A 21,986-nucleotide genomic window follows, 5' to 3' on the forward strand; every position below is an offset into this window, starting at 1 on the left:
GGGAGCTTTGGAGACATGATCCAGGCTGATCTGACAATAATCCTGCCGGAAATCATTCTGGCCGTGTATGCGATGGCCGCCTTGATCGGGGCCGTTTACACAACGAAAGACGCGCTGGCGCCGGTATTGGTGTGGACGACTGCGGGGCTGATGGCGCTGCTGTCCTTCTGGATTGCGACAAATGGCGATGGAACCAACTTGGCTTTCAACGGCATGTTCGTTGATGACGGGTTCTCGCGCTTTGCCAAGATTGCAATCCTGCTGTCTGCCGCCGCCGTGCTGGTCATGAGCCAGGAATATATGGCGCGTCGTGATCTGTTGCGGTTTGAATACCCTTTGCTGGTGGCCCTGGCTGCCGTGGGTATGATGATGATGGTAAGCGCGGGCGATCTCATGTCCCTGTATATGGGGCTAGAGCTGCAATCGCTGTCGCTGTACGTCGTAGCCGCACTGCGTCGTGACAGCGCCAAATCGACGGAAGCCGGTCTGAAGTACTTCGTGCTTGGCGCGCTCAGCTCGGGCTTGCTGCTGTATGGTGCATCGCTGGTTTACGGCTTTACCGGCACCACGCTGTTCTCAGGCATTATACAGACAGTTCACCACGATGACGTTTCGGTTGGTTTGCTGTTCGGTCTGATCTTCCTGATCTCGGGTCTTGCCTTCAAGGTTTCGGCCGTGCCGTTCCATATGTGGACACCGGACGTGTACGAGGGGTCGCCCACGCCGATCACCGCCTTCTTTGCCACCGCGCCAAAAGTGGCGGCGATGGCGCTGTTTGCCCGCCTGATGCATGACGCTTTTGGTGGCGTAGTGAAGGACTGGCAGCAGGTAATCGTGCTGCTCTCGGTCCTGTCGATGCTGTTGGGTGCGGTTGCCGCGATTGGCCAGCGCAACATCAAACGACTGATGGCGTTCTCGTCGATCGCTCATATGGGCTATGCGCTGATCGGTTTGGCGGCGGGTACCGAAATGGGCATCAAGGCGATGCTTATGTATCTGGCGATTTATGTGACCATGAATATCGGCACCTTTGCCTTCATCCTGATGATGGAGCGTGATGGAAAACCTGTCACCGATATTGATGCTCTGCGTCAGTTTGCCAAACGCGATCCGGGTAAGGCCCTGGCAGTTTTGATCCTGATGTTTAGCCTCGCCGGCGTTCCGCCCATGCTGGGCTTTTTCGCCAAGTTTGGCGTGTGGCAGGCAGGTATCAGCGCAGGTCTAACCGGATTGGTGATCGTGTCAGCCATCGCATCGGTGATCGGTGCGTTCTATTACCTGCGGATTGTGTTCTACATGTATTTTGGGGCCGAGAACGAAGACCCGATCGAAACCCACTCGACCCCGGTTCTGTGGGTCGCGCTGATGGGGTCGGCAGCGCTGATGCTGGTGGGCGTTTTCTATCAGTTCGGCATCGAAGGCGCGGCTGCGGCTGCGGCAGCGACGCTTGTCAACTGACGTGTTTAACGTCCAATTACAGGGGGCTCGGTCAAAAGGCCGGGCCTTTTTGACATGACTGATTGGCCGCAAGGATACGGACTGCACATCGTGCAGGAAGTCGACAGTACATTGAATGAGGCTGCCCGGCTTGCCCTTACGGCGCCGGGCCCTGTGTGGATCATGGCGCATCACCAGACGGCGGCGCGGGGACGACGGGGTAGGGCGTGGGCCAACCCCAAGGGCAACCTGGCGGCGACCTTGTTAATGCGACCGCAAGGCAAACCGGAACAAGCGGCCTTGCGCAGCTTTGTGGCGGCCTTGGCGCTGTTCGACGCCTGTGTCGCGGTCACTGGTCGCGCTGACGGGCTGTCACTGAAATGGCCCAATGACGTGCTGTTGAACGGGGGCAAGCTGGCGGGCATCCTGCTGGAAAGCACCGGAAAGGGCGGGGGCGTGTCGCATCTGGCAATCGGAATTGGTGTAAACCTCTCGGAAGCACCCCCGGCCTATGCGGTGGAACAAAGTGCGGTGCGGCCAGTCTCGCTGTTGTCGGAAACCGGTGCCGCTGTGTTGCCCGAGGATTTTCTGACCGAATTGGCCGCGGCCTATGCGCAATACGAAACTCAGTTCGTGACCTTCGGGTTCGAACCGATCCGCACAGCCTGGTTGTCCCGCGCCGCCCGGTTGGGTGAAGTAATCACTGCGCGAACCTCGACATCTGAAACGGTTGGAACCTTTGAAACCGTGGACTCGGGCGGCAACCTTGTCCTAAAGACCGCAAAAGGCCGTGTCAGCATTCCTGCGGCGGACGTGTATTTCTAAAGGGGGCTCAGATGCTTCTGGCTATCGACTGCGGCAACACTAATACCGTTTTCTCGATCTGGGACGGCGAAAAGTTCCTGTGTACCCTGCGCACCTCGACCCATCATTCGCGTACGGCAGATGCCTATTTCACTTGGTATTCGACGCTGGTGAAACACTACGGGATCGAAGCGGAGATCACTGACGTGGTAATTGCATCAACCGTGCCGCGTGTGGTGTTTAACCTGCGTATTTTTGCCGATCGCTTCTTTGGGTGTCGGCCGCTGGTTGTGGGTAAGCCTGAATGCCTGTTGCCCGTGGCACCGCGCATCGACGAGGGTACAATCCCTGGTCCGGACCGTTTGGCCAACGCGGTGGGCGCGTTTGACCGCCATGGCGGCGATGTTGTTGTGGTCGATTTCGGGACGGCCACGAATTTCGACGTTGTGGCCTCGGACGGGGCTTATGTCGGTGGCATCATTGCGCCGGGTGTGAACCTTAGTCTTGAGGCGCTGCATCAGGGCGCAGCGGCCTTGCCGCATATCGACATTACCCGCCCGGAAAAAGTGATCGGTACGAATACGGTTGGCTGTATCCAGTCCGGCGTGTATTGGGGCTATTCCGGCTTGATCGAGGGGTTGATTGCGCGGATCAAGGCAGAATACGGCATGTCGATGAAAGTGGTCGGCACCGGTGGGCTTGCGCCTTTGTTCGATCAGGCGGATGTCGGGTTTGACGCGATCGAAGAAGATCTGACGATGCACGGGCTGACCGTGATCCATCGCTATAACAAGGATAATGGCTCGACATGAGCAGTGAACGACTGATCTATCTGCCGCTGGGTGGTGCCGGCGAAATTGGCATGAATGCGTATGTCTATGGCTATGGAAAGCCGGGGAAAGAGCGTCTGATCTTGGTGGATCTTGGCGTGACCTTTCCGGATATGGACACGACGCCGGGCGTTGATCTGATCCATGCCGATATCTCGTGGCTGCGCGAACGGGCGGACCGGCTTGAGGCTGTATTCGTCACCCACGCGCACGAAGACCACGTCGGCGCTGTGGCCCATTGCTATGAGGCACTGGGCGCACCTGTCTATGCACGCGCCTTCACCGCCAACATTGCCCGTCGCAAGATGGAGGAACATGGCCACCCCGAGGACGCGGTCCGCACGGTATCGGCCTGGCCCGAGCAGGTCTCGGTCGGTCCCTTCACGATTGGCTTCCTGCCTGTGTCGCATTCGATCCCCGAAAGTGCTGCGCTGGTGATCGACACGCCCAAGGGGCGGATAGTGCATACTGGTGACTTCAAGCTGGATGAAAACCCCGTGGTGGGTGAGCCATTCGATCCCGATTTGTGGGCCGAGGTCGCGAAATCAGGCGTTAAGGCGCTGGTCTGCGACAGCACCAATGTGTTTTCTGGCCATGCGGGTCGTTCGGAATCCGAGGTCGGCCCCGAGATCACCAAGCTGGTTGAAAGCGCCGAAGGCATGGTTGTTGCGACCACCTTTGCGTCGAACGTGGCGCGGGTGAAGACATTGGCCGAAGCGGGCCAGCGCGCCGGGCGTTCGGTGGTATTGCTGGGTCGCGCCATGCGGCGGATGATCGAAGCCGCGACTGAAACCGGCATCCTTTCGGATTTTCCCAAGGTTGTCAGTGCCGAAGAGGCGGTGGACATGCCGCGCCAGAACCTGATGCTGATCGTCACCGGCAGCCAGGGCGAGCGCCGCGCTGCCAGTGCCCAACTGGCACGGGGCAAGTATCGCGGGCTGGAACTGAAAGAGGGCGATCTGTTCCTGTTCTCATCCAAAACCATTCCAGGAAATGAGCGCGGCGTGATTTTTATCATGAACCAGCTCAGCGAAAAGGGTGTGGATGTGGTGGATGACAGTTCAGGTCTGTACCACGTGTCCGGCCATGCCAACCGACCGGATCTTGAAAGAGTTCACGCCCTGATCGACCCGCAGATGGTGATCCCGATGCACGGCGAGCATCGGCATCTGCGTGAACACACCAAACTGGCCGAGGCCAATGGGCGCACGGGCATTCTGGCCGTCAATGGAACGATGGTCGACCTGACGGGCAATGCGCCGCAGGTGGTGGATTATATTGAAACCGGCCGCACCTATCTGGACGGCACCGTCAAGGTCGGGGCATTGGACGGGATCGTGCGTGACCGTATTCGCATGGCTTTGAACGGGCATGTGACCGTGACGGTCATTCTGGACGAAGAGGACGAGCCGCTGGGTGAGCCGTGGTGTGACACGATGGGCTTGCCTGAAATCGGGACGTCGAGGGCGGCGCTGATTGAGGTGTTGGAAGAGGACCTGAACCAATTCCTGATGCGGGCCGATGCCAAGACGTTGCGCGACGATGACAAGCTGGAGGAAGCTTTGCGCCGCATCGTGCGACAAACCGCCAAATCAGAAATCGGTAAAAAGCCGGAGGTGACGTCGGTTATCAGCCGTATGAGGTGACGCCTAGTCCGCGTCAGGCATGGGATACCCTTTAAGCTGCAGAAATAGGCTTTGTTCCTCGGTATGCAGGTATAGCGGCACGGTGGTGGGCGGTTCGGGATTTGTGGCCCGAGCCGCTATTTCCGCAAGAACGACCTCGGTAATGAAGGGCAGGTCCAGTTCGCGCGCGCGGTCCAGCGGGACCCATTGCAAATGGGACAGCTCATCCGACGCGCGGCTGAAATCATCCAGATCCCCCTGAACAGCACTGGCATCGACCAGAAAGAAACGCGCATCGAAACGGCGTGGGCGCCCCGGCGGGGTCACAGCACGGAACACAAATTGCAGCGCGCTGGCCGATGGGCGGTAACCCAAGTCGGCAAAGCCCTGCCAATCGTTTGGAACCACACCGCTCCACGTGCCGGGATCACCCAGGATCAGCCCAGTTTCTTCCCACAACTCACGAATTGCGGCTGCGGCTAATGCGTTTTGCAAACCGGGTTCGGACTTTTCGTCCAGCCTATCGCTGCACAATGCGGGCAGGGACGTGGCCAAAGGGACCGAGCTGTCTTCGGCATCGACGGCACCGCCTGGAAACACGAACTTATTGGGCATGAATACGGCCTTTGCACCGCGTTGTCCCATCAGGATGGACGGCTCGGTCATACTATTTCGCAGAACGATGACCGTTGCCGCATCCCGTATTGCTGTTTTGTCTATTGTCATGCGCTGCGCGACCCGATGGATGAGGTCATTGCGCTTTTTCGAACCCGTGCATGCGACGCGCCCATTGGTACGCGACAACCGCTCCCTTCAGCCTGGGCAGCAGGAACAGCGACAAGGCCGTACAACCGATGGCAAAGATCAGGAACATGGTCATCGGTTCCGGGCGAAACTCCACATAAGACACATGAAGGGCTGGCGCCATCAGGTGCCCGACCAGCAGAATAGTCAGGTACGCCGGACCGTCATCCGCCCGATGGTGAAACAGCTCTTGCGCACAAGAGTCGCAGCTGTCCTTGACCTTCAGATAGCTTTTCAGAATCTTACCCTCGCCGCATTTGGGGCAGCGGCAGCGGAAGCCTTTGACCAAGGCAGGCCATGTGGGGCGGTCATTCTCGGTCGTGGTGTCGATCGTCTGATCTGTCATTGTGAAGCTCGCGCGTTCGTTTGAGCCGGATAATGCGCTTGTTTTGCCCCGAAAAAAAGAGGGGTGCGTCGCTTTGTGGCGTGGGGTGGTGGTAAAGGCCTACAAAGTTTTTTGGATTTTTGCGACGGAATGCACCCAGCCCTGCGTTTGAACTTATGTGAGCAGCGGCGATGGGGCCGCCAAACAAAGGGAAAACGACATGAAAAGCGCCAAATTCATTCCGGCCATCCTTATCTCGGCCATTGCAATCACAGGCACGTCCGTATTGGCGGCCGGACCAAAGGATCGCGAACCTGCAAGCTTTCAGGAACTGGATGCGAACGGCGACGGTCAACTGACGCAAGAAGAACTGGAGGCCCATCGTGCGCAGCGATTCTCGAACGCTGACACTGACGGCGACGGCAAACTGAGCGTCGAAGAAATGCAGGCCGCTGGCCAAAAACGCGCCAATGACCGCGTGACCAAGATGTTCGAAAAACACGACGCCAATCAGGACGGCTTTCTGAGCGAGGACGAGTTGCCCAAACCGCGTCGCGCTGGCAAGATGTTTGACCGTATCGACGCGGATAACAGCGGGACGATCTCGGAACAGGAATATGCCGATGCGAAAGAGCGGATGGGCCGGAAGCACAAGAAACACGGCAAGGCGGACTCTGACGACAGCTGATGAAGGATGGAGGATCTGACCTCTCCATTACAGGATGTCCGCGGCGCAGAATGCGCCGCGGATGCGTCAGATGATGCGTTGCTGCGACAGTTCGCGGGCGGCGACGCTGCGGCCGCCCGTCAATTGACTGACCGGTTGGGGCCACGTTGCTTCTCGGTCGCGATGCGGATGCTGGGCAACCGGGCCGAGGCCGAAGACGTAACGCAGGACGCTATGATGCGGCTGTGGCAGATGGCCCCGAAATGGGTGCCGGGGCAGGCCAAGGTGTCGACCTGGCTCTATCGCGTCACGCTGAACCTGAGTGTGGATGTGCAGCGCAAGAAAAGGCCGGACCGTCTGGACGACGTGCCCGAGCCCGAGGATGAAGACCTGAGCGCGGCCGAGAGGCTGCAAGAAGCGGCGCGTAAGGATGCGTTGCAATTGGCGTTGTCGCAATTGCCAGACCGCCAACGGCAAGCGGTGATTTTGCGGCATATCGAAGAACTGCCCAACCCTGAAATCGCCGGGATCATGGGCATTTCGACGGAAGCGGTAGAAAGCCTGACCGCGCGCGGAAAGCGCGCCTTGGCGGCAATACTGGCCGGACGGCAAGATGAACTGGGGTACGAAGATGGCTGAAGATGACATGAAATTGGACCAGTTGTTTGCTCAGGCACGGCAAGCCCGGCCGGAACTGCCTGATGATCTGGCAGTTCGCATTCTGACGGACGCCGAAACGGTGCGTCTTGACCGGCTGAAACCTGTATATCCACCGCGTTCTGTCTGGGCGCGGCTGCTGGACGGGATCGGAGGCTGGCAGAGCATGGGTGGTTTGGCCGCGGCCAGTGCCGCAGGGGTTTGGATTGGATTTGCCGCGCCCGACTTTCTGCCCGACCCGGCAACGATTATTTTTCCGCAGGACACCAGCTTTGTGGTCGCTGACCTTGAGCTGGACACAACTTTTCTGGAGGACGCCGAATGAGCGATAATACCAAACCCAAAAGACGGTGGGTGACGGTTCTGCTGACCGTGTCGCTGGCGCTGAACCTTTTGGTTGCCGGGGTCGCTTTGGGCACTGTCTACAGGGTCAAGGGCGGGCATCACGGTAAGGGTCCGCCCGGATTTGCCCCGACATTGTACCGGGCGCTGCCCAAAGAGGAACGGAAGGTGCTTCGAGGCGAATTGTCCGAACGGCATATCAAAGGGGCGAAGATGCGGTCGCAAGACTTTGCCGCGCTTGAGGCAGCCTTGCGCGCGGAACCGTTCGATCCCGAGGCGGTGCAGGCATTGCTGCAGCAACAGGCGCAAGCCATGGCCGAATTGCAAAGCGCATTGCAGGACAAATGGCTTACCCGCATCACTACGATGACCGACGCGGAACGTCAGGCTTATGCGGACCGGCTGCAAGAAGTGGTCGAGCGCAAAGCGCATGGGCGCAAGCACAAGGATTGATCGGTTCAGGCTGCGGTCTGCCTGACTCGAACCTGATTACGCCCTGCTGATTTGGCGGCATAAAGCGCGGTGTCGGCCGATTTAATCAACCCCTCCAACCGGGGTGGCTGATGAGATTGCGACAACCCGTTTGGTTGGGCTGCGATTAGTCCGATGCTGATCGTGACCGGTATTGGGGCAGGGACGTCTGGCAGCTCAAAAGGTTTGTCACGGATGCAGTCACACAAACCTTTTGCTAGTTTCAGTGCCTTGGCTTGTGTGGTTTCGGCAAGGCCAATCATGAACTCTTCACCACCGATTCGCGCGATGAACCCGGCCGAGCCAATCGTTTGTTTCATCCGGGCAGCTGCCTCGGCCAGCACCAGATCCCCGCCGGTGTGGCCGAAGGTGTCGTTGATACACTTGAAGTGATCCAGGTCAGCCAGCATCACCGCAAAACCTTGTTCGGTCCGCGCAGCCTTGTGCATGATCTGATCCATCGCGCGCATAGCATATCGGCGATTGTGCAGGCCGGTTAACGGATCGACCCAGGAATCCGCCAACCCGCGCCTAAGCGACGCACGCATCTGGTCGAGCCGGGCCTTTCGCGCAATCTGGTTTTCCAGACGCAACAGCGTTTCTTCGGCACAGAAACTGCCCATGCAAATCGCGTCGGCGCCCCGGTCAAGTGCTTCGGATGCCAATTCAGCATTCTCTTCCTCAAGAACACCAATCAGAACCGTATGCCGCGTGGTGCTTCGCGATTTCAGATCGGCCAGCAGTTTGAGGTCCGACGGGTTTGCGCAGACCTCGAACACGATGGCATCGGGGACAGGTCCCGACAGAATACCCCGGAGGTTGGATGTTGTATGAGCGGATAGGTTGTGCGGTGTCTGCTTGAATAGGGCCTTTTTCCACAAAGCGCTTGTGCATGATGATTGCGTCAGAATAGCCACTCGACCGGTTTTCGCAGGCATGATCAACGCAGCGCTGGGTTCGGCAAAACCGATGGGGTGCGAACTGGTTCCAACCTGCAATTCTTGGGTATCGGCGCGCGCGCGCAACAGGCTGCGAACCCGCGCAAGCAGGAACGTATCCTTGAACGGGTGAGCCAAAACATCGTCCAAACCGTCAGCCAGCGCCTTCAACCGGGCGGCCTTGTCGTTTTGCTGTGCGATCGCAACCACTGGCACATCGGTCAAATCCGGGTCTGCCATGACAAGCTTCTTTACGTCAGCCGCAGCGCCATCCGGCAAGCTTTGCGAGGTCAGTACCAGGTCGGGCCGGGCCCGCCGTAACAGCCCGGGCAGACCCTGAAGCCGTTCACCCTGAACAACGTGATACCAGGCCGCAGTTAGCTGAACCTTCAGCATGATGCGATTGGTCGAGGCCCCGTCGAGGACAAGGATGGTTCCCTGCACGGACATATCAGTCACCATTGATTGCATGCGTTGCTAAAGTGTTTATGAGTCTGGTTAACAAACCCTTTCCAAGACCTGATCCGGGGCTACTTTATGTCAATCAACGCCCAATCTGCCGAAACGCTGGCGCTCAATGTTCTGGGTTGGCTGGTGGGCAATGAAGAATTGCTGCCAATTTTCCTTGGCTCAACCGGTGCATCGACGCAGGACCTGCGCGAAAGAGCAGGCGAGCCCGAGTTTCTGGGGTCGGTGCTGGAGTTTCTTATGCTTGACGACTCGTGGGTAATCGCCTTCTGTGACGCGAATTCCGTGCCCTATGACCTGCCTGGACAGGCCCGCGCGGTTTTGTCCGGTGGCGCTGACGTCCACTGGACCTGACCCACAACTTTGCAGGAGCATGCAATGCCTATCGACGCGATCCTGTTCGACAAGGACGGCACCTTGTTTGACTTTGCCAACACCTGGGGGGCTTTCGGGCGCAATGTCGTGTTGCGCCTGGCCGACGGAGACCCTGCACGCGCATCAGAATTGGGGCGCGTTATCGGCTTTGACCTGGAAAAGGCCACCTATTCCAAAGACAGCATCGTCATCGCCGGTACGGTTGATGAAATCGCCGAAGCCCTGGCTCCGCACATTCCCGACATGACGCAGGAAGATCTGGTCGAAGTCCTGAACACCGAATCGGCGTCGGCTCCGCAGGCGCAGGCCGTGCCATTGGCCCCCTTTCTGGAAGGTTTGAAACAGGCTGGGCTAAAGCTGGGCGTGGCCACAAATGACGGTGAGATGCCGGCGAAACAGCATCTATCCTCGGTCGGGATTCGCGATCATTTCGATTTTGTCGCGGGCTATGACAGCGGCCACGGGTACAAACCAGGACCCGGACAGTTGCTTGCCTTTGCGACCCATGTAGGCGTGGCACCTGAACAGGTGGCCATGGTGGGCGACAGCCTGCACGACCTGCAAGCTGGTCGCGCTGCCGGGATGACGACAATTGCCGTTCTCACGGGCATGGCCCCGGCCGAAGCACTGGCGCCCATGGCGGATGTCGTGTTGCCGGATATCGGTCACATTCCCGACTGGCTGGCGAAAAACTGATCGCACACCGGCCAATTTCGTCGCTTCGAGATAAAAAACCGACAAAGTCTGTCGCAGACAGAGCGGCCAGACCCCGACCTTCGGGGCTTGCTTGTTATAGAGCAAGCTCCGGAGGATCAGATGGCAGACACAAAAACTCGCAGGCGTCGTGGCGGCGGACGGGCCGGGGCCGCCGAACGCAGAGGTACTGCGGTGATCGACCAGATGCCGTGGAACCCGCCAATCAACATCGATCGCCCTACTGAGCCCCTGGATCAGGACGGGATCGAGGCGATCCATGAAGGCGCCATGCGTATCCTCGAAGAGATCGGGATCGAGTTCTACAACGAAGAAGCCAAGAGCATTCTGCGCGAGGCAGGGTGTACGGTCGAGGGCGACAATGTTCGCATGGGCCGGGACTTTGTCATGGAGATGGTGGGCAAAGCCCCGTCAAGCTTTACGATTACTCCGCGAAATACGGACCGCACGATTGAGATCGGCGGAAAGAACATGGTGTTCGGCAACGTATCTTCTCCACCGAATTACTGGGACATGGAAATCGGCACTAAAGTTCCCGGAAACCGGGACATGTGTCGCAACCTGTTGAAACTGACGCAATATTTCAACTGTATTCACTTTGCGGGCGGGTATCCGGTTGAACCCGTCGATATCCATGCCAGTGTCCGGCACCTGGATGTGCTTTATGACAAGCTGACACTGACCGACAAGGCGATGCATGCCTATTGCCTCGGGAAGGAACGGGTCGAAGATGTCATGGAGATGGTCCGCATCGCCGGCGGGCTGAGCCACGAGGAATTCGAGGCGACGCCTCGGATGTATTCGAACATCAACTCGACCTCACCGCTGAAACATGACCACCCGATGATTGACGGCTGCCTGCGTTTGGCGCGGCGGGGGCAGGCGATTGTGGTCACTCCGTTCACGCTGGCCGGTGCAATGGCTCCGGTAACGATGGCGGGGGCTGTGGCGCAATCGCTGGCCGAAGCCTTGTGCGCAATCGCTCTGTTTCAATACGTGCGCCCGGGGATTCCCTGCGTTATCGGGACGTTCACGTCCAATGTGGATATGAAATCAGGCGCACCCGCCTTTGGTACACCGGAATACATGCGTTCCACCCAGATGACCGGTCAGATGGCGCGGTATTACGGTCTGCCGATGCGGTCGTCGGGCGTGTGTGCCGCAAACGTGCCGGACGGCCAGTCTGTCTGGGAGACCTCGAACTCTCTGTGGGCGTCCGTTCAGTCGGGCACGAACATGGTTTACCACGCAGCAGGTTGGCTTGAGGGTGGATTGATCGCCAGCCCCGAGAAATTCATCATGGATTGCGAAATATTGCAGCAAATTCAGCGCTATATGCAGCCTGAAATTACCGCGACCGGCCCGGATGAAATCGCGCTGGATGCGATCCGGTCGGTGGGAAATGACGGCCATTTCTTTGGTATTCAGCACACGCAAGACCGCTACACCACCGCGTTCTATCAACCCTTTCTGAGTGATTGGAAGAATTTCGAGGGCTGGAATGTTGCGGGTGGCATTTGGACGGCGGAGCGGGCCCATCACATGTTCAAAGAGATCATCACCAGCTTTGAACCACCGGCGCTGGATGATGCGATCCGGGATGAGCTTGCCGACTTTGTCGCCCGTCGCAAAGCCGAAGGCGGGGCGCCGACGGATTTCTAGTTCCCTGTCAAAGACTTCCATTGTGATACTTGTTCAGATTGTTGGAATCTCACGACCTATCTTGGGGGTTTGTTAAGGAATCTCAGGCCAGAATGGAGAAGAAACCAATCTGGGGCATTTTATGCATGGTCTGATCAATCGGGCGGTACAATCCTTCGTTTGCGCGACCTACGGGCAGACGTGCTGGTTGCGCGTGACCGAGATGACTGAGTTGGGATTTACCGAGTTCGAGGCCATGCTCGTCTACGATGACGACATGACTGCCCGGGTTTTGGACGCACTGTGCGAAGAACTTAAGCGCCCGCGTGCCGAGATACTTGAGGATTTGGGAACATATCTAGTGTCTCACCCGAATATGGAGGATCTGCGCCGTCTGCTGCGCTTTGGCGGCGTCACTTATTTAGAGTTCCTGCATTCCCTGGATGACTTGTCCGACCGCGTCCGTTTGGCAGTTTCCGACCTTTGCCTGCCAATGTTGGAGCTTATTGAGGTGAGCCCAACAGAATATCAATTGTATTGTCATCCCGGATTGGCCGGATATTCCAGCGTTATGGTTGGGGTTTTGCGCGCCATGGCCGACGATTACGGTGCTTTGGCCATGTTGTCCCACGACGGGCAAGAGGGCGAGGCCGAAGTCATCTCAGTCGTGCTTGTGGAAAGCGCTTTTGCCGAAGGGCGCCATTTCGATCTTGGGGCGCGCAAATCATGATGGATACTGGCGATCTCGGTTCTTTGCTGGAAACACTGTGTCCAATGTTCGTTCTGGTGAACGAAACTGGGCGGATAACACGCGTAGGGCCGACGTTGCAGAAACTTCGCCCGGATCAACCGATGGAAGGGAAAGAATTTCTGGACGTATTCGAGTTAATACGTCCGCGCGCTGTTACAACCCTTTCGGCGCTGATGTCGTTGGCTGGCGCAAAACTGCACCTCAAACTCCATGATACGCCTCGAACTGCGCTGAAGGGGTTGATTGCCCCGTTGCCCAAAAGAAAAGGCGCGGTAATTAACCTGTCCTTCGGCATCTCGATTTTGGACGCTGTACGCGATTATGCTCTGACCAGTGCGGATTTTTCTGGCACCGACCTTGCGATCGAACTGCTGTATCTGGTCGAAGCCAAATCCGCCGCGATGGAGGCTTCGCGGTCGCTTAACCTGCGGTTGCAAGGGGCGATGCTGGCCGCCGAAGAACAAGCCTTTACCGATATGCTGACCGGGTTAAAGAACCGTCGGGCCATGGACGTGGTTCTGGGCCATCTGATATCCGGGAATTCGCCTTTCGCCCTTATGCATCTGGATTTGGATTTCTTCAAGTCGGTCAATGATCAATATGGGCACGCTGCGGGGGATCACGTGTTGCAGCAGGCCGCCCGGATCATGGTAGAGGAAACCCGCAACGATGACACAGTGGCCCGCATTGGCGGTGATGAGTTTGTTATTATTTTTAAGGGACTGATGGACGAATCTGTCCTATCAGCAATTGCGTCGCGACTTATTGACCGGCTGCAAAAGCCAATGGTGTTCGAGAAAAACCCCTGTCAGATATCAGCCAGTATCGGGACCGCGTTGTCCACGCAGTTTTCGCCCCCCAAATCCGCGGAAATTCTGAATGCGGCTGATTTGGCGTTGTATGAGGCGAAGAGGAAAGGCAGATCTCGGCATTGCTTGTACTCGACGCTGGTGGGGCGTCGGCAAGGCGATCCGGCATCCGGGGTTCGTTTGGATTAAAATCGCTCGGACCCGGCTTAGATGCGATCAAGCCTCATGGAACACACCATTCAGAGTGTTTGCAATATGGCGCTTGATCGGTGGCAGCTCTCCGACAACTGGCATAAGTTGTCCTTTGAACGCGGCTGCAGCCAACTCTTGCGGCACGTCCTCAAGAACATGACCGCCGGTGCAGGCAAAATAGGGCAGGCAAATTGCTTGCGCCGACAGACCTGATGCGGCCTCGGCGATGGAAGGGGGTTCTTCGACAAAACCCACACGAATGGACCTGAATGCCAGATGTTTTTCTAACGTGCCGGCAAATGCAAGGGCAACGGAAGATGGGTTGCGACTGCGACCTGAGCCATGAGCGGCCACAACCAGATCCGTTTCCTGCGCCGTCCACTGGTTTTCTACCAACCTGTCGCGCAGCGCCCCGGCCACAAGTTCTGGTAGGTCAGGGTCGACACCAAGCGGGTCCAGAATGCGTAGATTTCGCCCGGCAAGGCGTTTGGGTAGGGCGCTGGTGACAAACCACCCTTTTGCCATGAACAGCGGGTAAATCACCGCGTCATCAGTTAGCTCTGACACGCGCTCTTCGAATATACACGGTGCCGCCAGCGTTGCCGACCGCACAGTCACCTTTGCGCACAGTGCGTCAACCTCGGCGGCATACTCGGCTAAGGCCTGTTCGGCCGGGGTCGGGTCCGACGGCTGGCCATGGGCGACGATAAGGGCGTTGTGCATTCGAGTTGTCCTGTAAGCTTTACCGATAGGTGCGTCCCGCCACGCCAGAGTCAATCTAAACTAAGGTGCCATCAACCTAAAAGTGTAAGCCAGAACCAGACCGTCAGGATCGAGGTCGCCGTTCCAATCAAAACGGATGAGGCTGCCACCCGTTTTGCGTGGCCATACATGCTGGCAAATATATAAGCGTTGAAGCCGGGCGCCATTGCGGCCGTCAAAACACCCGAGCGGAACAAGTCCTGCGGCAAGCCAGCAGAGGCCCCAAACAGCCAAACCAGGGCGGGATGCAGGATTAATGAAATGCAGCAGACATAAGCGATCGCGCGCAGATCGCCCTCGGGCCTGTATTTGACCAGAACTCCGCCCAGCGCGAACAAGGCGCCGGGCAGGGCGGCACGAGTAATAAGGCCAAGCGCTTCGTCCAATACTGAAGGTACGCCAATTCCTGACAGGTTAACGATAAACCCCAGCGCAATTCCAAGGATCAGCGCATTGCGGAACATTGCGGACATCACCGATCGGATCATGCGCCTGCCGCCATTGCCCCGGTTTCGGACAACTTCCATCACCGTGATGCCGATGGCATAGCAAAATGGCGCATGGAAGGCGATGATGGCGTAGTTTCCGTCCAAATTCTCGGACCCAAAGGCGCGTTCTGTGATCGGAAGGCCCAGCAATACCGAGTTTGAAAATAGGCAGCAAAAACCGATGGCAACGCAATCTTCCCACTCACGGTGAAAGATCAGGCGGGCGCCGAACAACCCGGCGGTGAAACATAGGGCTGCGGCTGCGTAAAAGCTGCCCAGTAGTCGGGGATCGAAACTTGTACTCAGATCCAGATGCGCGATGGCCAGAAACAGCAGTGAGGGGATCGCGAAGCCCTGGGTGAATTTCATTAACCCTTCGACATGGACTTCCTTGAAGTACCCAGAACGGGTCGCGGCATATCCGGCGCCGATCACAAGAAAGACCGGCAGGATAACTTGGATCAAGGTCTGCAGCATCTTGCCGCCTCGAGGGGTAGCGCAGGCTGCACGGTCAGTGCCCTATAAATCCTGATGGATCACCATACCGTCATAGGCAGGGGTGATGTGATCGGCGGTTTCGGCGTCGACCGTGACATAGTCGAGGTCGATATGCATGTTGGTCAGCACCGCTCGTTTGGGTTTCAGCTGCTCGATCCATTCCAACGTCTTGTCCAGATGGGCGTGGGTGGGATGAGGGCTGCGGCGCAGGGCATCAATGATCAGACAGTCCAGCCCTTCCATCATGGGCCATGCGTCATCATAGAGTTCGGCGACGTCCGGCAGGTACACCAGCTTACCCATCCGAAAACCAAGCGAGTCGATCGAGCCATGATTGACCTTGAAGGGGTGAAACGGGATCGAACCGCCGGGGCCGTGGATTTCGAACGGGCCGTCGATGGATTTCAGGTCAAGGATCGGCGGATAGGGAGAGCCTTCGGGTTGGATGAAGGCATACCCAAACCGCCCCAACAGGGCGTTTTGCGTATCACCGTCGGCCCAGACCGATACTCTCTCGCGCATGTTGTAGACGATCATGCGCAGATCATCGATGCCGTGGACGTGGTCGGCATGGGAATGGGTGTAGACCACGCCATCCAAACGCCCTGTTCCAGTACTCAGCAATTGGCTGCGCATGTCAGGGGTGGTGTCGATCAGCACCGTGGTCGTGCCATCCGGCCCGTCACGTTCAACCAGCATCGAACAGCGGCGGCGAATATTCTTGGGGTTCTGCGGATCGCAGTCCCCCCAATGCCCGCCCAGTCGCGGTACCCCGCCGGACGAGCCGCAGCCAAGGATGGTGCAGCGCAGCTGGGTCATGCAGCCGCCTTGTAGGTTGCGGCCTTGGTGAATAGACGGTCGAAATTGGCCTGCGTCTGGGCTGCGAAATCGGCATAGTCCAACCCGAACACTTCGGCCCCTTTGCGGGCGGTGTGGGCGGTATAGGCCGGTTCGTTACGTTTGCCGCGATAGGGCGGCGGGGCCAGATAGGGGGCGTCAGTTTCAACCAGGACTCGGTCGACAGGCGCGGCGGCGAAGATATCGCGCAATTCCTGGCTTTTGGGAAAGGCGGCGATGCCGGACATCGACAGGTAGAACCCCAGGTCCAGTGCGGCGCGGGCCAGTTCCCCCGAGGATGAGAAACAGTGCATTACGCAGGAATAGGGCGCATTGCGGTGTTCCTCGGCGAGAATGCGCGCCATGTCATCATCGGCTGCGCGGGCGTGGATAATCAGCGGCAGACCGGTGCGCTGGGCGGCCTCGATATGGACGCGTAGAGATTGCTTTTGCACCGAGGCTGAGTCAGCGGTGTAGTGATAGTCCAGTCCGGTTTCGCCGATGCCGACGAATTTCGGATGTCGGGACAGCGTAATCAGTTCGTCGACCGTGGCCATCGGCTCATCCGCGGCGCTCATGGGATGGGTGCCTGCTGCGTAGAAGATCGGCGCGTGGGCCTCGGCAATCGCACGAATGGTGGGTTCGTTGCGCAGACGGGTGCAGATCGTGACCATGCGGGTCACGCCTGCTTCGGCGGCATTGGCGACGATTTGATCCAGCTGCCCCTCAAAATCGGGGAAGTCCAGATGGCAATGGCTGTCGGTGATTTGGGGGGTGTCGCTCATCTGCTCTGACCGGCGGTTTCCTGTATCTTGAACACCGTATCTAGGACCAGAGCGGCAGGGTCAAGGTTCACCGCCTGACCATGGCGCGCACGGGCCGTGATTGTCGCCGCAACGTCGGCCCATTGACGGGCCTGATGCGGAGATGGGGACAAGCGTGACAGCGTTTCCGCCTCATTCGGCGCAGCAGCGGGTACTGGCGGCGCACCGGTTGCGCCGGTCAACGCAAGGCGTGACAGGACGACGTCGATCAGGGTCAGCAGCAGTTCGAACCGCTCTGCCGCGCCGCGTTGGGCAGCGGCTTCGGCCAATGCCAGCGCGCGCTGTCGGTCCATGCGGGGCAGGGTGCTCAGAATGGCGATCAGCTCGGCGTAAATCTCTAGCCCGCCCAGGTTGATCAGCCGCACCGCATCCCCGACGGACCCGGCTGCCAAGGCTGCCAGATGGTCGGGTGCCGAGGGCAATTCCGCACCGGACTGCACAAGGGCAGCTTGCATATCCTCGGGCCCAAGCGGGGAAAGGCGCAGTGTTCTGCAACGGGACCGGATCGTCGGCAGCAGACGTGACGGCTGGTGCGAAACCAATAGTAACGTCGTGCGCGCTGGCGGTTCTTCTAGCATTTTCAGCAGGGCGTTGGCCGCGCTGACATTCATCTCATCCGCTGAATCCACGATCACGACACGCCGCCCGCCATCGGCCGAGGACAGGCCGAAGAACTTTCCCAGCTTGCGGATGTCGTCAACGACGATTTCGTTGCGCAACCGCCCCTGATCATTCACCGACCGTGAGATGGCGGCCAGCCCCGGCTCGGCCCCGGCCAGAATGCGGTGCGCGACCGGATGTTCGGGATCAATCGCAAGGGTTTCAGGCGGCGGAGGGGCACCGAACAGCCCGTCCTCTTCCACCGGCGGTGTTGCCAGCAAAAACCGTGCAATTCGCCAGGCCAGGGTTGCCTTTCCCACTCCGCGCGGGCCAGTCAATAGCCAGCCGTGGTGCAGCCGGTCCGAGGTGTAGGCGCTCAGAAATGCCTGTTCAGCCGCAACTTGCCCAAACAGTTGCTGGGTTTCGCGCGGGTGCGGGGCGCCGGGGGCCTGATCCGGGGTTGGGGTATCGTCGCTCATCTATCGTCAGTCACAAAGTCTGTAGGACGATATCTGTCACATCCTGTGCAACACTGTCCATGTCGCGGTTGCCGTCAATCACGCGAAAGCGGTCCGGAAATTCATCGGCCAGCGCCAGAAACCCGGCGCGCATCTTTTGCTGCAGGTCGATGCCGAAATCTTCGAACCGTTCTTCTGTGCCCTGTCGTCCCTTGGCGCGGGCCAGACCGGTTTGTGGGTCCATGTCGATCAGCAGTGTCAGATCGGGTTCGCGCCCGATCACCAAGCTGTGCAGTTGATCGACCACCCCGCGCAAATCGCCGCGCGACAGGCCCTGATACATGCGAGTGCTATCGGCAAATCGGTCACAGATGACCACTTTGCCAGCGGCCAAGGCGGGCTCGATGGTGCGCTCTAAATGATCCCGCCGCGCAGCGGTGAACAACAGCAATTCCGTCTCGGCTGACCAGCGGTCCGGGTCGCCTTCCAAAACCAGTCGGCGGATTTCCTCGGCCCCGACCGAGCCACCGGGTTCGCGTGTCAGTACGACCTCCTGACCAAGATCGCGCAAACGCTCGGCCAGCATGCGTGCCTGCGAGGATTTGCCTGATCCATCAATGCCTTCGAAGGTCAGAAACAACCCGGGCTTTGTCACAATGCGTCCAGTGGATTGCCGATCACATCGGTCAGAACGATGCCGCCAACGGTCATCATGCGCACAACGAAGCCCCCAACCGGAACGCTTTCAGACGCCACCAGCGGGCGGCGGATTTCGGGCAATCCTTCGGGTTTGATAACCAGCTCAGCCAGTTGTTGACCCTTTTCAATCGGCGCGTTGACAGGGCCGTCATAGACAACCTCGGCCTCGATATTCTTGTCGCCCAATACCGGGAACAGCAGCGACAGGTCCTCTTCCGGCACCAGGCCCACGGACTTTTGCGCGCCCATCCAGATCTTGGCTTCGGCTATCGGCGTGTCCGCGTTGGCAACTGTCCTCTCGACAAAATTTCGAAACGACCAGTTAACCACGGCCTCAGCCTCCTCTGCCCGTTTGCCGGTGCTGTCGAGACCTGAGAGTACAAAGATCACCCGGCGGTCACCCTGTTTGGCCGACCCGACAAGCCCATACCCGGCCTCTTGCGTGTGGCCGGTCTTCAGACCGTCGGCGCCGATCCCCAGCTTGAGCAGCGGGTTGCGGTTGCGCTTGTTCGACGGCGCGCGGCCATCGAATTCAAACTCTTCCTCGGCGAAAAGGGGGTAGTATTCCGGGAAATCCGAAATCAGATGATTTGCCAACACAGCCAGATCATGGGTGGACATCATATGACCGGCAGCGGGCCAGCCGTTCGAGTTGGCAAAGTTGGAATTGTTCATGCCCATTTGCTGCGCACGTTGGGTCATGTACCGGGCAAACCCAGCCTCGGTTCCATCAGGGCTGAGCGCCTCGGCGATCACCACGCAAGCGTCGTTGCCCGACAGTACGATTATGCCGCGCAGCAGGTCCTCGACCCGGACGCGGTCCTGTGTGTTCAGGAACATGGTCGAGCCGCCATAGCTCATGGCGCGTTCCGAAACCGGCAGTGTTTCATCCAGTGTCAGGCGGCCATCGCGCAGTGCCTCAAACGCTACGTAAAGCGTCATGAGCTTTGACATCGACGCGGGCGGTAGGGGCAGATCGGCCTCTTTGGACAGTAGAACCGTACCTGTGGTCTGATCTACCACATATGCCGCGCGGGCCGTTGTATCAAAGGCGTGGGCGGGCAGGGCAAACACAGCCAGCCCAAGGGTCAAAACGGATGATCGCAGTGAGGACAGCACGAGGGACCTCCTTTGTTTCAGTTTTTGACAGAGAACGCGTCGGAAAACCCAAGGTCCCTGACGTCGCTTTGCAATGCGTTGCGCTCTGAGCGGGTTTTTGCCGGGCCAACCAACACGCGCCAGACCGTTTTGTCGTCGGTCTTCAGCTCGCGAATACTGGCAGTCATTCCGTTCCGCTCAATTTTCTGGGCCGCGCTTTTGGCATTGGCTTCAACATAAAAAGTTCCAACCTGAACAAACGGCTTGGTCAGAGATCGTGGTGCTGGATCCTGAGCCGCCGGAGCAGGCGCGCTGACCGGGGTGGGGTCGGCCGCTTCGATCGCGGCTGCAGCACCTGCAACAGGGTCCAGCGGCGTTTCTGTGATCTCGTTAGGATCTTTCTTTTGCCACCATTTCCGTTTGGCCGGTTTATCCTCGGGTTGGGTAACTTCGGGGTCAGACAGAGAAGGGGCGGCAGTGGTCTGAGCTGCGGTTTCCGCCACTTCGGCAGTAGCATCGGTTGCGGTGTCGTCTGTTGCCGCCGCGGTGGCTTCGGCTGCACCTGCTGCGGCAACCGGTTCTTTCTTTTGCCACCACTTCCGTTTGGCTGGCTTTTCCTCGGGCGAGGTGACTTCGGGGTCAGATTGAGTAGGTGACGGTGTTGCCTGAGCTGCGGTTTCAACCACGTCTTCCGCGGCATCAGCGGTTGCCTCAGCTGCGGCGTCGCCTGTTGCTGCTGCAGTTGCTCCGGCTGCACCTGCTGCGGCAACCGTTTCCTTCTTTTGCCACCATTTCCGCTTGGTGGGCTTTTCGGCATCTGCCGCAGCCGTTTCTACGGCTGCGTCGTTTGATTTCGCCTCATCGGTGACCGATTTGCTTTCGGCTGTTTCGGTTGTCGCGGTTTCCTCGGGCTTGGGTTCTTCTTTTTTTGCCGGTTTGCGCCGCAGGGCAGTAACCTGAACCTCGGTCGGCGCACCCGCAAGGATACCCAGCTTGTCAGCGGCCACAGAGGACAGTTGCAAAGCCGGGCCGGGCAGGTTTCTTTCCCGTCGGAACAAGGCGCCATTTACGGATTTGTTGTTGTTCGGGTTTTTGATGACAACACGTTCGGGTTGGGTCACATCCGGGTGGGCGACCCAGATACCGCCCAAGGACGGACGCCCATCCCACAGCGCGGCCTCGGTCACATTGAAGGCCTCTGGCGCTTCGACCGTTGCGCCTGATTTGTTTGAATGACCGGGAAACAGTTCAATTGTGCCGCTGGTCTGGGTGTCGTCAGTTGGCGCGTCTGACAATGCTTCCTCGGTCGACAGTGTCTCGTCACACCCTGCCAGAATTGCCAATGTCACGGCCAGCACCGCCCACGATCGCGGTTTTACGCGTGTCTCAGTTGCTCGCTTCATTTTGTCATCCCTTGCCTGAAGGGGTCTCGTTTCCTGAACCCCGCCGCCAATTGCCGGTTCTGTCTTGCCGGTCTGTTACGGTCTTTCCTGCAAAGCATAACGTGGGAGAGGTGTCATGGAAAGACCACTGCACCTGCTTAGGCGAGATTTCCCTATTTGCTCTTGCCACCGATTTCAGTTGGCCTTAGACCCGGCCCCACGCGGGGAGGTGGCAGAGTGGTCGAATGCGGCGGTCTTGAAAACCGTTGGGCGTGAGAGCGTCCCCAGGGTTCGAATCCCTGTCTCCCCGCCACTCATACCCGTCTCACTTCAGTTGTGTTTTCTGATCCAGAATTGTGCCGTAATTCCCGCGCGTTGGAACGCGCGCTTTCAATCAGAGACAGCGCACACCGTACACTCAGATTGCAATTCCTGCTCTAGTCTCAGTAGCGCATTTTGGCGGGGTCGCTTTGGGGCGAATTTCCCTGAT

The 21,986-nt window shown here is 58.6% G+C and carries 24 protein-coding genes and 1 tRNA gene; 14 read left to right on the top strand and 11 right to left on the bottom strand.

The genetic code is table 11. The annotated features are described in order from the left end of the window. Positions 1–15 precede the first annotated feature (15 nt). From nuoN to AB1A64_RS11940, 4 genes are read left to right on the top strand one after another with little or no spacing between them, the layout of a single operon-like run. On the top strand, positions 16–1,458 hold the full coding sequence (gene nuoN, locus AB1A64_RS11925) for an NADH-quinone oxidoreductase subunit NuoN (RefSeq protein WP_366551601.1): 1,443 nt from the start codon (positions 16–18) through the stop codon (positions 1,456–1,458). A gap of 54 nt (positions 1,459–1,512) precedes the next feature. Continuing rightward, entirely contained in the window at positions 1,513–2,262 is a 750-nt protein-coding gene (locus tag AB1A64_RS11930; RefSeq protein WP_366551602.1) for a biotin--[acetyl-CoA-carboxylase] ligase, read from the top strand. 11 nt (positions 2,263–2,273) lie between these two features. Continuing rightward, complete coding sequence (locus tag AB1A64_RS11935; protein ID WP_366551603.1) at positions 2,274–3,053, top strand: type III pantothenate kinase; 780 nt, start codon at positions 2,274–2,276, stop codon at positions 3,051–3,053. Further along, positions 3,050–4,717: a ribonuclease J gene (locus AB1A64_RS11940; RefSeq protein ID WP_366551604.1), complete on the top strand. Its 1,668-nt coding sequence runs from the start codon at positions 3,050–3,052 to the stop codon at positions 4,715–4,717. Before AB1A64_RS11935 ends, AB1A64_RS11940 begins: the two co-directional genes overlap by 4 nt. Positions 4,718–4,720: 3 nt before the next feature. Here the strand turns inward: AB1A64_RS11940 and AB1A64_RS11945 are convergent, their stop codons facing one another. Both AB1A64_RS11945 and AB1A64_RS11950 read right to left on the bottom strand, forming a co-directional pair. Continuing rightward, complete coding sequence (locus AB1A64_RS11945; RefSeq protein ID WP_366551605.1) at positions 4,721–5,422, bottom strand: NUDIX hydrolase; 702 nt, start codon at positions 5,420–5,422, stop codon at positions 4,721–4,723. 25 nt (positions 5,423–5,447) lie between these two features. Beyond that, a complete protein-coding gene (locus AB1A64_RS11950; RefSeq protein ID WP_366551606.1) occupies positions 5,448–5,846 on the bottom strand; it encodes a DUF983 domain-containing protein in 399 nt (132 codons plus the stop codon). A gap of 199 nt (positions 5,847–6,045) precedes the next feature. Between AB1A64_RS11950 and AB1A64_RS11955 the strand changes: the two genes are divergently transcribed. The 4 genes from AB1A64_RS11955 to AB1A64_RS11970 are packed head-to-tail and all read left to right on the top strand — an operon-like array spanning position 6,046 to position 7,944. Further along, positions 6,046–6,513 (top strand): EF-hand domain-containing protein, encoded by a 468-nt coding sequence (locus AB1A64_RS11955; protein ID WP_366551607.1) that lies wholly within the window; start codon positions 6,046–6,048, stop codon positions 6,511–6,513. 6 nt (positions 6,514–6,519) lie between these two features. Next, positions 6,520–7,131: an RNA polymerase sigma factor gene (locus AB1A64_RS11960; protein WP_366551608.1), complete on the top strand. Its 612-nt coding sequence runs from the start codon at positions 6,520–6,522 to the stop codon at positions 7,129–7,131. Then, on the top strand, positions 7,124–7,474 hold the full coding sequence (locus AB1A64_RS11965) for a hypothetical protein (protein WP_366551609.1): 351 nt from the start codon (positions 7,124–7,126) through the stop codon (positions 7,472–7,474). The genes AB1A64_RS11960 and AB1A64_RS11965 overlap by 8 nt, the downstream gene beginning before the upstream one ends. Beyond that, on the top strand, positions 7,471–7,944 hold the full coding sequence (locus tag AB1A64_RS11970; RefSeq protein ID WP_366551610.1) for a periplasmic heavy metal sensor: 474 nt from the start codon (positions 7,471–7,473) through the stop codon (positions 7,942–7,944). The genes AB1A64_RS11965 and AB1A64_RS11970 overlap by 4 nt, the downstream gene beginning before the upstream one ends. Positions 7,945–7,949: 5 nt before the next feature. Here AB1A64_RS11970 and AB1A64_RS11975 read toward each other — a convergent pair whose 3' ends face one another. After that, complete coding sequence (locus AB1A64_RS11975; protein WP_366551611.1) at positions 7,950–9,350, bottom strand: diguanylate cyclase; 1,401 nt, start codon at positions 9,348–9,350, stop codon at positions 7,950–7,952. 87 nt (positions 9,351–9,437) lie between these two features. On the opposite strand from AB1A64_RS11975, the gene AB1A64_RS11980 reads away from it, so the two are divergent. From AB1A64_RS11980 to AB1A64_RS12000, 5 genes are all read left to right on the top strand, one after another. Then, positions 9,438–9,722 (top strand): DUF3572 domain-containing protein, encoded by a 285-nt coding sequence (locus AB1A64_RS11980; RefSeq protein ID WP_170360136.1) that lies wholly within the window; start codon positions 9,438–9,440, stop codon positions 9,720–9,722. Positions 9,723–9,746: 24 nt separating this feature from the next. Continuing rightward, on the top strand, positions 9,747–10,439 hold the full coding sequence (locus tag AB1A64_RS11985; RefSeq protein ID WP_366551612.1) for an HAD family hydrolase: 693 nt from the start codon (positions 9,747–9,749) through the stop codon (positions 10,437–10,439). Between the two features lie 120 nt (positions 10,440–10,559). Continuing rightward, positions 10,560–12,119 (top strand): trimethylamine methyltransferase family protein, encoded by a 1,560-nt coding sequence (locus tag AB1A64_RS11990; RefSeq protein WP_366551613.1) that lies wholly within the window; start codon positions 10,560–10,562, stop codon positions 12,117–12,119. 121 nt (positions 12,120–12,240) lie between these two features. Further along, entirely contained in the window at positions 12,241–12,828 is a 588-nt protein-coding gene (locus tag AB1A64_RS11995; protein ID WP_366551614.1) for a heme NO-binding domain-containing protein, read from the top strand. Beyond that, complete coding sequence (locus AB1A64_RS12000; RefSeq protein WP_366551615.1) at positions 12,825–13,847, top strand: GGDEF domain-containing protein; 1,023 nt, start codon at positions 12,825–12,827, stop codon at positions 13,845–13,847. The genes AB1A64_RS11995 and AB1A64_RS12000 overlap by 4 nt, the downstream gene beginning before the upstream one ends. A 27-nt stretch (positions 13,848–13,874) precedes the next feature. On the opposite strand, the gene AB1A64_RS12005 is transcribed toward AB1A64_RS12000, so the two are convergent. The 8 genes from AB1A64_RS12005 to AB1A64_RS12040 form a co-directional block, all read right to left on the bottom strand. Further along, entirely contained in the window at positions 13,875–14,573 is a 699-nt protein-coding gene (locus AB1A64_RS12005) for a CbiX/SirB N-terminal domain-containing protein (RefSeq protein ID WP_366551616.1), read from the bottom strand. Positions 14,574–14,644: 71 nt separating this feature from the next. Beyond that, entirely contained in the window at positions 14,645–15,577 is a 933-nt protein-coding gene (locus tag AB1A64_RS12010; protein ID WP_366551617.1) for an AEC family transporter, read from the bottom strand. Between the two features lie 42 nt (positions 15,578–15,619). After that, entirely contained in the window at positions 15,620–16,417 is a 798-nt protein-coding gene (locus AB1A64_RS12015; RefSeq protein ID WP_366551618.1) for an MBL fold metallo-hydrolase, read from the bottom strand. Then, positions 16,414–17,220, bottom strand: a complete 807-nt coding sequence (locus AB1A64_RS12020; RefSeq protein ID WP_366551619.1) for a TatD family hydrolase — start codon at positions 17,218–17,220, stop codon at positions 16,414–16,416. Before AB1A64_RS12020 ends, AB1A64_RS12015 begins: the two co-directional genes overlap by 4 nt. After that, a complete protein-coding gene (locus tag AB1A64_RS12025; RefSeq protein ID WP_366551620.1) occupies positions 17,217–18,338 on the bottom strand; it encodes a DNA polymerase III subunit delta' in 1,122 nt (373 codons plus the stop codon). Before AB1A64_RS12025 ends, AB1A64_RS12020 begins: the two co-directional genes overlap by 4 nt. A gap of 10 nt (positions 18,339–18,348) precedes the next feature. Next, a complete protein-coding gene (gene tmk / locus AB1A64_RS12030) occupies positions 18,349–18,972 on the bottom strand; it encodes a dTMP kinase (protein WP_366551621.1) in 624 nt (207 codons plus the stop codon). After that, positions 18,969–20,135, bottom strand: a complete 1,167-nt coding sequence (locus AB1A64_RS12035; RefSeq protein WP_366551622.1) for a D-alanyl-D-alanine carboxypeptidase family protein — start codon at positions 20,133–20,135, stop codon at positions 18,969–18,971. The genes tmk and AB1A64_RS12035 overlap by 4 nt, the downstream gene beginning before the upstream one ends. A gap of 17 nt (positions 20,136–20,152) precedes the next feature. Beyond that, the gene (locus AB1A64_RS12040) at positions 20,153–21,517 is read right to left on the bottom strand and encodes an SPOR domain-containing protein (protein WP_366551623.1); all 1,365 of its coding nucleotides are present in this window, start codon (positions 21,515–21,517) and stop codon (positions 20,153–20,155) included. A gap of 202 nt (positions 21,518–21,719) precedes the next feature. Between AB1A64_RS12040 and AB1A64_RS12045 the strand changes: the two genes are divergently transcribed. Then, a tRNA-Ser gene (locus AB1A64_RS12045) sits at positions 21,720–21,809 on the top strand. Positions 21,810–21,986: the final 177 nt, after the last annotated feature.

The organism is Ruegeria sp. ANG10 (assembly GCF_040705255.1).
GTDB lineage: Bacteria > Pseudomonadota > Alphaproteobacteria > Rhodobacterales > Rhodobacteraceae > Ruegeria.

Coding starts and splice junctions, on each gene's coding strand:
- AB1A64_RS11965 (WP_366551609.1), top strand. CDS start 7,124: ATGGCTGAAGATGACATGAAATTGGACCAGTTGTTTGCTCAGGCACGG.
- AB1A64_RS11940 (WP_366551604.1), top strand. CDS start 3,050: ATGAGCAGTGAACGACTGATCTATCTGCCGCTGGGTGGTGCCGGCGAA.
- AB1A64_RS12040 (WP_366551623.1), bottom strand. CDS start 21,517: ATGAAGCGAGCAACTGAGACACGCGTAAAACCGCGATCGTGGGCGGTG.
- AB1A64_RS11955 (WP_366551607.1), top strand. CDS start 6,046: ATGAAAAGCGCCAAATTCATTCCGGCCATCCTTATCTCGGCCATTGCA.
- AB1A64_RS11935 (WP_366551603.1), top strand. CDS start 2,274: ATGCTTCTGGCTATCGACTGCGGCAACACTAATACCGTTTTCTCGATC.
- AB1A64_RS11960 (WP_366551608.1), top strand. CDS start 6,520: ATGGAGGATCTGACCTCTCCATTACAGGATGTCCGCGGCGCAGAATGC.
- nuoN (WP_366551601.1), top strand. CDS start 16: ATGATCCAGGCTGATCTGACAATAATCCTGCCGGAAATCATTCTGGCC.
- AB1A64_RS11950 (WP_366551606.1), bottom strand. CDS start 5,846: ATGACAGATCAGACGATCGACACCACGACCGAGAATGACCGCCCCACA.
- AB1A64_RS12025 (WP_366551620.1), bottom strand. CDS start 18,338: ATGAGCGACGATACCCCAACCCCGGATCAGGCCCCCGGCGCCCCGCAC.
- AB1A64_RS12020 (WP_366551619.1), bottom strand. CDS start 17,220: ATGAGCGACACCCCCCAAATCACCGACAGCCATTGCCATCTGGACTTC.
- AB1A64_RS11980 (WP_170360136.1), top strand. CDS start 9,438: ATGTCAATCAACGCCCAATCTGCCGAAACGCTGGCGCTCAATGTTCTG.
- AB1A64_RS12010 (WP_366551617.1), bottom strand. CDS start 15,577: ATGCTGCAGACCTTGATCCAAGTTATCCTGCCGGTCTTTCTTGTGATC.
- AB1A64_RS11930 (WP_366551602.1), top strand. CDS start 1,513: ATGACTGATTGGCCGCAAGGATACGGACTGCACATCGTGCAGGAAGTC.
- AB1A64_RS11945 (WP_366551605.1), bottom strand. CDS start 5,422: ATGACAATAGACAAAACAGCAATACGGGATGCGGCAACGGTCATCGTT.
- AB1A64_RS11985 (WP_366551612.1), top strand. CDS start 9,747: ATGCCTATCGACGCGATCCTGTTCGACAAGGACGGCACCTTGTTTGAC.
- AB1A64_RS11970 (WP_366551610.1), top strand. CDS start 7,471: ATGAGCGATAATACCAAACCCAAAAGACGGTGGGTGACGGTTCTGCTG.
- AB1A64_RS11975 (WP_366551611.1), bottom strand. CDS start 9,350: ATGTCCGTGCAGGGAACCATCCTTGTCCTCGACGGGGCCTCGACCAAT.
- AB1A64_RS11995 (WP_366551614.1), top strand. CDS start 12,241: ATGCATGGTCTGATCAATCGGGCGGTACAATCCTTCGTTTGCGCGACC.
- AB1A64_RS12015 (WP_366551618.1), bottom strand. CDS start 16,417: ATGACCCAGCTGCGCTGCACCATCCTTGGCTGCGGCTCGTCCGGCGGG.
- AB1A64_RS12000 (WP_366551615.1), top strand. CDS start 12,825: ATGATGGATACTGGCGATCTCGGTTCTTTGCTGGAAACACTGTGTCCA.
- AB1A64_RS11990 (WP_366551613.1), top strand. CDS start 10,560: ATGGCAGACACAAAAACTCGCAGGCGTCGTGGCGGCGGACGGGCCGGG.
- AB1A64_RS12005 (WP_366551616.1), bottom strand. CDS start 14,573: ATGCACAACGCCCTTATCGTCGCCCATGGCCAGCCGTCGGACCCGACC.